The organism is Phytoactinopolyspora endophytica (assembly GCF_004138495.1).
GTDB classification, from domain to species: domain Bacteria; phylum Actinomycetota; class Actinomycetes; order Jiangellales; family Jiangellaceae; genus Phytoactinopolyspora; species Phytoactinopolyspora endophytica.
The window spans coordinates 448,839-455,441 of sequence record NZ_ML142851.1; the positions used below are offsets into that span (position 1 = coordinate 448,839).

General features: G+C 69.2%; 6 protein-coding genes and 1 pseudogene. 4 read left to right on the plus strand and 3 right to left on the minus strand.

Going from position 1 to position 6,603, the window contains the following annotated elements; all coding sequences use genetic code 11:
- Positions 1-284, plus strand: a 284-nt coding sequence (locus ELR45_RS37200; RefSeq protein WP_205856210.1) for an acetate--CoA ligase family protein, incomplete at its 5' end; no start/stop codon positions are given.
- Positions 277-1,944 (plus strand): (2,3-dihydroxybenzoyl)adenylate synthase, encoded by a 1,668-nt coding sequence (locus ELR45_RS07925; RefSeq protein ID WP_240759267.1) that lies wholly within the window; start codon positions 277-279, stop codon positions 1,942-1,944. The genes ELR45_RS37200 and ELR45_RS07925, both read left to right, overlap by 8 nt.
- A 139-nt stretch (positions 1,945-2,083) precedes the next feature.
- Here the strand turns inward: ELR45_RS07925 and ELR45_RS07930 are convergent, their stop codons facing one another.
- Entirely contained in the window at positions 2,084-3,433 is a 1,350-nt protein-coding gene (locus ELR45_RS07930) for an FAD-dependent oxidoreductase (RefSeq protein ID WP_129664890.1), read from the minus strand.
- A 182-nt stretch (positions 3,434-3,615) separates the two neighbouring features.
- Between ELR45_RS07930 and ELR45_RS07935 the strand changes: the two genes are divergently transcribed.
- Together ELR45_RS07935 and ELR45_RS07940 are read left to right on the plus strand one after the other, a co-directional pair.
- On the plus strand, positions 3,616-4,446 hold the full coding sequence (locus tag ELR45_RS07935) for a helix-turn-helix domain-containing GNAT family N-acetyltransferase (RefSeq protein ID WP_129665102.1): 831 nt from the start codon (positions 3,616-3,618) through the stop codon (positions 4,444-4,446).
- Positions 4,447-4,591: 145 nt separating this feature from the next.
- Positions 4,592-4,969 carry a hypothetical protein gene (locus ELR45_RS07940; protein WP_129664892.1) on the plus strand — a complete coding sequence of 126 codons (378 nt, stop codon included), beginning with the start codon at positions 4,592-4,594 and terminating at the stop codon, positions 4,967-4,969.
- 82 nt (positions 4,970-5,051) lie between these two features.
- On the opposite strand, the gene ELR45_RS07945 is transcribed toward ELR45_RS07940, so the two are convergent.
- Entirely contained in the window at positions 5,052-5,996 is a 945-nt protein-coding gene (locus tag ELR45_RS07945) for a hypothetical protein (protein ID WP_129664894.1), read from the minus strand.
- Between the two features lie 144 nt (positions 5,997-6,140).
- Positions 6,141-6,603: pseudogene (locus tag ELR45_RS07950) on the minus strand (hypothetical protein); the annotation flags it as partial.

The following is a 6,603-nucleotide window of genomic DNA, read 5'->3' on the forward strand; positions in this document are numbered from 1 at the left end:
AAGCCGTGGCCGACGTCGCGATCCGGCTGGCGCCGCTGTCAGCGGAGGAGGCGGCCGCCATGCCCGACGACCTCATCGCACGAGCGCTGCTCGACGGCTGGCGTGGCGGTCCGGTGCTGAATCGGGCAGAGTTCGGACATATCGTCTCGTCGCTGTCCGGTGCACTGGCCGCGAACGCCGCCGTCGCCGAGATGGAGATCAATCCGCTCCGTCTGACCGTGGACGGACTTGTCGCACTGGATGCCGTCGTCGTCACCATCGATGAGGAGACCGAACATGCCTAGGCCGACCAGGGAAGGCACGGTGCCGTGGCCGGAAGACGTTGCTGAGCGCTACGTCGCGCGAGGCTACTGGGAGGGCCGCTCGCTGGGTGAGCAGCTTGTGGCTGTGGTGGACAGCAAACCCGATGCGGTCGCCCTGGTCGACGGCGAACTGCGGTTCACCTATCGCGAGCTGATTCAGCGCGTGGACGGCGCGGCGCTCCGGCTGCGTGACCTTGGGCTTCGCCCGGACGACCGGATCGTCGTGCAGCTCCCTAACCGCTGGGAGTTCGTCGTCCTGACGCTGGCCTGCCTGCGCCTGGGTGTCATCCCGGTGATGGCCCTGCCCGCGCACCGTGAGCACGAGATGTCCTACCTCGCCGAGCACTCCGAAGCCAGGGCGATCACGGTGCCCGGCGTGGTGAAGGACTTCGATCACCAGGCGATGGCGTGGAAGGTCGCGGCCGATGTCGGCAGTGTCGACCACGTCCTGGTGGCGGGCGACGAGATCCGTCCGGACAGCGTCAGCCTGAGCGCACTCTGCGACCCGGCCGACGACGTCGCGATGGCCCGCAAGACCATGGACGAGCGCCCGCCCGACAGCGGAAGTGTGGCGGTCTTCCTCCTGTCCGGCGGCACCACCGGGCTGCCCAAGCTGATCGCTCGCACCCACGACGACTACACGTACAACGCCAAGCGCAGTGCGCAGGTGTGTGGATTCGGCCTGGACACCGTGTATCTCGGAGTACTGCCGCTCGGTCATAACTTCCCGCTCGCCTGCCCAGGCATCCTCGGCGCGCTGCTGGTCGGCGGCCGCGTCGTCGTCGCACCGTCGCCCGCACCGGACAAGGTGTTCGCACAGATCGAACGTGAGCGGGTCACAGCGACCGCCGTCGTGCCTGCGGTCGCTCAGCGATGGCTGGAGCACCGGGAGGCGGACCACGGTCATGACCTCAGCTCGCTGCGTGTGCTGCAGGTCGGCGGAGCCCGCCTGGCCGATGAGGTGGCCCGGCGAGTGCGTCCAGTGCTCGGATGCACGCTGCAGCAGGTGTTCGGGATGGCGGAAGGGCTGCTGAACTACACCCGTCTAGACGATCCGGAGGAGGTGATCTGCACGACGCAGGGCCGGCCGATGTGCGCCGGCGACGAGATCATGGTCGTCGACTCGGCCGGTGAGCCGGTATCCGACGGCGAGCCTGGGATCCTGCTCACCCGCGGCCCCTACACGCCGCGTGGCTACTACCGCGCCGGCGAGCAGAACGCCACCGCGTTCACCGAGGACGGCTGGTACCGCTCCGGCGACGTCGTCCGGATACGTCCGGACGGGAATCTCGTGGTCGAGGGCCGGGACAAGGACATGATCAACCGGGCTGGAGAGAACATCTCCGCGGAGGAGGTCGAGAACTTCGCCTACCAGGTGGATGCGGTTGGCCGTGCCGCGGCGGTGGCCATGCCCGATCCGGACCTTGGTGAGCGCGTGTGCCTGTACGTCGTGCCCGAGCCGGGACGGACCGTCGTCCTCGACGATGTTCGCTCGGCGATGGAGCGGGCCGGCGTCGCGCGGTTCAAGTTTCCGGAACGGCTGGTCGCCGTCGATGAGCTGCCGACCACCAAGGTCGGGAAGATCGACAAGAAGGCGCTGCGCGCGGACGTCATTGACCGGCTGCACCGCGAGCGTCCGTAGGGTATTGAGATGTGGACAACCAGCGTCGGTCTTGCCGAGCGGTTCGGGCGCCATAGTTAAGGATCGAGCGTCATCCTTAACTATGGCGGTCGCTCAGCTCAGGACGACGCCCCGACGTTGGTGTTGCGGTGTGGGGCTCTCATGAAGAGCTGGAACCGACTGTCGGACGGGTGAGAAGCGAAACCTCGACGGGGCCGGACGGGCCGCAGCAGCCTGCGTCCGAGGCCTGCCCGTCGGGCTCGTCGAACACGCCGGACCCGCCGCACACACCGGTCTCCGGAAGCGTCAGCTCGACGCGTTGCGACGCCTCGGTGTCCCCGGCGAGTGCGGCGGCGACCGACCGGACCTGCTCGTACCCGGTCATGGCGAGGAACGTGGGCGCGCGCCCGTAGCTCTTCATGCCGGCCAGATAGACGCCGGGCTCGGGCTGGGCGAGCTCGGTCACGCCGTGCGGGTAGACGGTGCCGCACGAGTGGACGTTCGGATCGATCAGCTGAGCGAGCGCTCGCGGCGCCTGCAGGACCGGGTCGAGATCGAGCCGGACCTCGGACAACCACGACAGGTCGGGCCGGAACCCGGTGAGCACTATGACCTCGTCGACCGGCTCGAGACGGTGGCCGTCGAAGGACTCCAGCGTCACCCGCCCGTCCGGCTCCCGGTGCACGGCTGACGTGCGGAATCCAGTCGCGGTCCGGACGTGGCCGGCCTCGGCGGCGGCCTTGGCACGCAGCCCCAGCGCGCCCCGGGCGGGAAGCTGGTCCGCCTCGCCACCGCCGAAGACGTCGCCGGGTGTTCCCCGCCGCAGCAGCCACACGATCTCCGTGCCCGGGTGCTCGTCGGCGAGACCGGCCAGAGCCACCAGAGCAGTCAGCGCCGAGTGCCCGCTACCCGCGATCGCGATGCGCTTGCCGGCATAGCGATCGCGAGCCGCGTCGTCGTCGAGGTTGGGGATCCGGTAGTCGATCCGGCCGGCCGCGTCGTGCTCGCCGGCGGCAAGCAGCCCGTCGCCACCGAGCGGGTTGGGCGCGGCCCAGGTTCCGGAGGCGTCGATGACTGCCCGGGCGGTGATCCGCTCCTCGCCCCCGGCCGTCGTGACGTGGACGGTCAGCGGCTCGCTGTCGCGTCCCGCGTCGACGACGAGGTCGCGGCCGCGGCGAGCGACACCGACCACCCGAGCGCCGAACCGTACCCGGTCGCCGAGCGCGGCAGCGAGCGGGCGCAGGTACTGATCGGCCCACTCCGTGCCTGTGGGGTAGCCGGCCGCGTCGGGCGACTGCCAGCCGGTGGCCTTCAACAGCCGCTCAGCTGCCGGGTCGACCAGCTCGGACCAGGGCGAGAAGAGGCGGACGTGATGCCACTGCGCGACGGCGGCGCCGGCCGTGTCTCCGGCTTCGAGGACGAGCGGGGTCAGGCCGCGCTCCAGCAGGTGCGCGGCAGCGGCGAGCCCGATCGGACCGGCGCCGACCACGACAACGGGCGATGCGTTCATAGCGGTTCCCTTCATCGATTCCAGTCGATGGAGAGAAATCTATCGATGAACGTCGATGGAGTCAACCATCGATCGCTGTCGATGATTGCATTACTCTTACGGACATGACACCGACGACGACGGCTGCCCGGACGATGCCTCCGGAGGACGCTTCGACGATGGCCCCGAAGGCCGCTCCGACGATGACCGCTCGGGCGCCGCTGCTGCCGGAGCCGGACGCAGCCACCTACGCCGAGTGGTTCGCGAGCCTGGCCGAGCCGACCAGAGTGCGGTTGCTGCATGCGGTGGCCACCGCGGGCGCCCCCATCACCGTGGGCGAGCTCACGGCACGGCTGGGGATCAGCCAGTCGACGTGCTCGCACCACGTGCGCAAGCTCGCCGAGGTCGGGTTCGTCCGCCTGCGCAAGGAAGGCACGGCAACGTTGGTATCGGTCAACAGCGCCTGCTGCACCGGTCTGCCGCACGCAGCCGACGTCGTCATGGGCGTGCTCGCGTCGCGGCCGTGTTGCCCGGACGACGTCCCGGCGGACGTCACGGTGCGCGCCATGGTGCAGGACGACTGGCCGTCGGTCCGCCGGATCTACGCCGAGGGCATCGCCACCGGCAACGCCACGTTCGAGACCGAGGTCCCGTCGCGGCGCTCATTGGAGGCCACGTGGCTGCCCGATCATCGATGGGTCGCCGAGGTCGACGGACAGATCGCCGGGTGGGCGACGGCGACGCCGGTCTCGGCCAGGGAATGCTACGCCGGGGTCGCCGAGACGTCGGTCTACGTCGGCGACGGTTTCCGCGGCCGCGGCGTCGGCAAAGCACTGATCCGTAAGCAGGTGGTCGCCGCGGACGACGGCGGCCTGTGGACGCTGCAGACGTCGGTCTTCCCGGAGAATCGGGCGAGTCTGGCGCTGCATCACTCCGCCGGGTTCCGGACTCTCGCGGTGCGCGAGCGGATCGCCCAGCGCCACGGCGTCTGGCGGGACACCGTCTTCCTCGAGCGCCGTAGCGCCGTCGACTAGCGCTCGACCGCCGTGGGCGTCCTGTGACACGAGACCCGCAGCGCTCGATGTGCGGGACGTACGGGGTGGGCTTCCCTGATCAACATTCTGGTTTTAGAATCCCTCATCGGTCGGCGCTGGGCCGGCCGTGGAAGGGGGGCTTGCCATGAGGAAGACGCTGCGCAGAGCGCTGTTCACGAGCGTCGCCACGGTCGGGATCCTGGGACTCGCTGTCGGCCAGGCGTCCGCGCACTTCTGCTTCAAAGAGAACATGAACGAGAAAGCAGCCGAGAACGCTGCCAAGTCGGCCAACTGGGTGACCTTCGGGGAGTTGGCGTTCGAGTTCACCGGCCTGTGTCCAGACGGGATCGAGATCCTGGCCGATGCCGGTGGCGTCACGACGTCCACACTGATCAACACTCACGCCACCATGGCCGGAGGCACGCTGAAGAAGGGCCCGGACGCCGGGACTCCAGCGATCTCTTACCTCGACTTCGAAGCCATCGAAGCAGCGGAAGGGGACGCCATCGCTGCATGTAGCTGACAGGCGCGACAGAGTCCGCGAGAGGGAGGGCAGGCACCAGCCTCCCTCTCGCCACTCGGCCGGATGACAGGGAAGCGAGCCGCTACACGTCGGCCGAGAGGGCGGGAAGCGCGGGGTCGAAGGTCAGCGGGACCGACGGCTCGTTGCCCGGTATCTCCTCGTCCGGCCAGGTGGCCGTGGCCTCGTGGCGTACACCGTCGAGTTCGAGCTCGACGGTGTACATGAACGGCGGTTCGCCGAGTGCCGCGGCTTCGAGACCTTTATCCTCCGGACCGTTCCAGACCAGGAGTCCTTCGACGGCTTCGCATCCCTCGTCCTCTGTTCCGACCGGCGTCGGCTCGAAACTGAGGGATGCGCCGTCGGCGGCTGTGACGGTGACCGTGGCTTCAGCCCGGTCCGGGGTGTCGCCGAGATTGACGACGGAGAGCTCGACGCCGTAGCTGTCGACGGTGCCGTCGTTGTCGGCCAAGACGGCTATGAGGGCCTCGGGCTCCGGGAGCTCTCCGGCGACGGTCGTCGTCCAGCGGAACTGGACCGCGACGTCACCGCCGTCGCCTCGGCCGAAGAGATCTACGTCGTACGTGCCGGCGACGCCCGCAGCCCGGAGCCGGAACGTCGTCGCTGAAGTGCGCTCCAGCTCGATGGACTGAGTTCGGGCACATGCGTCACCGGCACGCCTGAAGCTTGCGGAGAACTCCCAGTCCTCCGCTGGGAACTCGACGGTCACGTCGCTCTGCTCGCCGAGGTCGGGAAGGGGGTCCGGCGGCGCGCCGTCCACGCATCCGCTGCTCCAGCAGAACACATACGGCGTCAGCTCGAGGGTTTCGCCGCCTCCTCGGACTATGACGTCCGGCGGGTACTCCAGATCGTCGCCGGATTCGAGGCGTTCCTGCTCTTCGACGGGGCTCTCCATCTCGGACACGGTGACCGAATCGGCCGGGGCGACGTCGTCGCCATCACTCGATGATGTGTCGCCACAAGCCGCGAGGAGCAGGACGGCCACGGCACCTAACGCGAGGGTACGCATGTCCCTTAGACGCCGGCCTTCGGCAAGAGGTTGCGTCGCAGCCGAACACAGCGATGTTGATCACGACGCGGGCCGGCGACTCTGCCCGGGGGCGGGGCGGAGCCGCCGGCCTGCGCCGTGATCACGGCGCAGGCGGTGTGGAGACTAGGGGAGCCCAAGGGGCACGTCGTCCGGCCGGTACTCGTCGGCCGCATCGATGCCGAGGGAGGGAAGGTCCTCAGGCAGAAGCCGGTCGGGTATGCCGGAGTCAGGGTCTGGTGTCGGGGTTCCTTCAGGTGTGGCGGTTCCTTCCGGCGTGGGGGTGTCATCGGGTGTCGGGGTGCTCTCTGGCGTCTCGGTGCCGCCTGGAGTCGGAGCCTCGTCGTCCGGAGACGCGGGTCGTGTCCCGTCCTCCGCCGAGTCCCCGTCCTGGTCAACGCACGCCTGTGGGCGGTCGGACGTTGAGGTGTCCTCGGTCGCGCCTGTGGCCACGTCGCCGCCGAACCCTCGGCCGTCCTCCTGTGGCTCGCCGCCTTTGGCACGGCCGGAGACCGTGTCACCGTCGGCGCCGGGCTCGTGCTCGGACTGGAAGCCCGGCGTCTGGACGTCGGTCTCGGCCGGTTCCACC

What these genes read in the sequence shown, in the direction of transcription:
- ELR45_RS07935 (WP_129665102.1), top strand. Translation starts at nt 3,616, where the DNA reads ATGACCGCTCGGGCGCCGCTGCTGCCGGAGCCGGACGCAGCCACCTAC.
- ELR45_RS07925 (WP_240759267.1), top strand. Translation starts at nt 277, where the DNA reads ATGCCTAGGCCGACCAGGGAAGGCACGGTGCCGTGGCCGGAAGACGTT.
- ELR45_RS07945 (WP_129664894.1), bottom strand. Translation starts at nt 5,996, where the DNA reads ATGCGTACCCTCGCGTTAGGTGCCGTGGCCGTCCTGCTCCTCGCGGCT.
- ELR45_RS07940 (WP_129664892.1), top strand. Translation starts at nt 4,592, where the DNA reads ATGAGGAAGACGCTGCGCAGAGCGCTGTTCACGAGCGTCGCCACGGTC.
- ELR45_RS07930 (WP_129664890.1), bottom strand. Translation starts at nt 3,433, where the DNA reads ATGAACGCATCGCCCGTTGTCGTGGTCGGCGCCGGTCCGATCGGGCTC.